At 66.4% G+C, this 2092-nt stretch carries 1 protein-coding gene; it reads left to right on the plus strand.

From position 1 onward, the window contains the following. Positions 1 to 733: 733 nt before the first annotated feature. Positions 734 to 2011, plus strand: coding sequence for a group II intron reverse transcriptase/maturase (locus tag Vqi01_RS30155; RefSeq protein ID WP_204038528.1), 1278 nt, complete (start codon positions 734 to 736; stop codon positions 2009 to 2011). The last annotated feature ends 81 nt before the right edge of the window (positions 2012 to 2092 follow it).

The raw sequence follows: 2092 nt of genomic DNA on the forward strand, positions 1-2092 counted from the left end.
CATCGCCCGCAAGGGCGTGCCCGCCCCGGTCCAGATCGGCAAACGCTGGGTAGTCGAGAGGGTGCGCCGTGAGGCGCTGATTGATCGAGTGGAGGTGAGAGACCGCCACCGCCGCCCTGTCGCAGCTGGGTGGTGAAGCTGGGGGCAGCCTGATCCGGGAGGTGCCGGGGAGGGTGGCAAGCGGCCCCGACAACGCCGGGACGTGACCAGCACTGCCAGATGGCGCGGGTCCGGCAAGCGAGACGGAGAGGTATACGCGAGGAACCGGTGTCTGAAGCCTCCTAACGATCCCTACCAGCTCCAACCTGGCGGATATGGGCTGGGTGCGGTGCGTCCTGGTCCTCTTCTCTCGGGACGGGGAACTCCTGCGGCTGCTGACGTTCGGCGGTCCGGGAGGCCACGGTGAAGTGCTGCGGGGTAGCCGTGGCGATGCCGCGGGGGTATAGCCGGGTGCCTCCTTCGTCGAGCGATCAGTCAGTGAACACGGGAACTCTCCCGGCTCTGCCCGGGGCCGTCTCAGCCGGAGACGGCGCCTCGGGTTGGGTCCACCGTCGGCCGATCGGGTCGGGAGAGGGCGGAGCCGCCGTAGTACTCCGAGGCCGGGAGAGCCGGTCACATGGGGAAGGGCGGCAGCGAGATCGCAAGGGAGGTACTGCGATGCCCGAAGACACGGTGGTGGATACCGCCGTCACGTGGCCGACCCCGGAAGAGGCATGGACACGGGGTACGGGGAATGCAGGTCAAGCTGCACCGTTGGGCGGCGGCCGACCACGGTCGCCGGTTTGACGATGTCTACAACTTCGTCAGCGACCCCGCCACGCTGGTCGTGGCGTTGCAACGGGTCGCCGGGAATGCCGGAGCCCGCACTGCCGGAGTGGACGGCGTCACCGCTGTCCACGTGAGCATGGCAGGGCCCGAAGTGTTCCTGACCCATGTCCGTTCCCTGCTGAAGACCGGCACGTTCCGGCCACTACCAGTACGGGAGAAGATGATCCCCAAGACCGGCGGGAAACTACGCCGGCTCGGGATACCGACCATCACGGACCGCGTGGTCCAGGCGGCGCTGAAGTTGGTCCTGGAACCCATCTTCGAGGCGGACTTTCAGCCTTGCTCGTATGGGTTCCGGCCGAACCGGCGTGCGCACGACGCGATCGCTGAGATCCAGCATCTGGCCACCGCCGGTTACCGGTGGGTGCTGGACGCGGACATCGAGGCGTGCTTCGACCGTATCGACCACCCGGCCCTGATGGGCCGGGTGCGAGCGCGGGTGAAGGACAAGCGAGTGCTCACGTTGGTGAAGGCGTTCCTCAAGGCCGGGATCATGACTGAGCTCGGCGAGCGGAACGAGATCACGTCCGGCACACCCCAGGGAGGGATCCTCTCACCACTGCTGGCCAACATCGCGTTGTCGGTTCTCGACGAGTTCTTCGTCGAGCAATGGGCGGCAGCGGGCACCGGCCAGCAGCGCAGGCAACGACGCGCCAAAGGACTGGCGACGTGGCAGTTGGTCCGCTACGCCGACGACTTCCTCGGATTCCGCATCGTCTGGCAGCGGAAACGAGGAACGAGCAAGTGGCATGTCTACACGTTCATCGCCGACAAACCGGTCCAGGCGCTGAAACGGAAGATCAAGTCACTGACCCGCCGGTTGTCGCACCTGAGCTACCGGGAAACGCTGGTGAGGATCAACTACATCCAGCGGGGATGGGCCAACTACTTCAAGCACGCGGTCGCCAAGCACACCTTCTCCCACCTGCAGAACTTCATCTGGTGGCGAGTGATCAACTGGGTGATGCGCCGCAACCGCATGACCTGGAGAGCCATCCAGCGATGGCTACGCACCCCGCAAGGGTGGCAGCCGATCGCTTTCGACGGGGTCGAGCTGTTCAAGATCGCGAAGGCCCCCGTGACCCGATACCGCTATCGCGGCACCAAGATCCCGAACCCCTGGCAGCCCACACCGACAAGCCCACCCCAACGGCATGACCTCGTGGAGAGCCCGGTGCGGTGAGAGTCGCACGCCGGGTTCGGCGGGCGGGTCCGGGAAACGGACCTGGAGCAATCCAGGCACCGCGCCCGGGCCCGACCCAAC

It is taken from the genome of Micromonospora qiuiae (assembly GCF_016863555.1).
Classification (GTDB): Bacteria; Actinomycetota; Actinomycetes; order Mycobacteriales; family Micromonosporaceae; genus Micromonospora; species Micromonospora qiuiae.

Excerpts from the sequence above, each read along its gene's own strand:
- Vqi01_RS30155 (WP_204038528.1), top strand. The coding sequence starts at position 734 with ATGCAGGTCAAGCTGCACCGTTGGGCGGCGGCCGACCACGGTCGCCGG.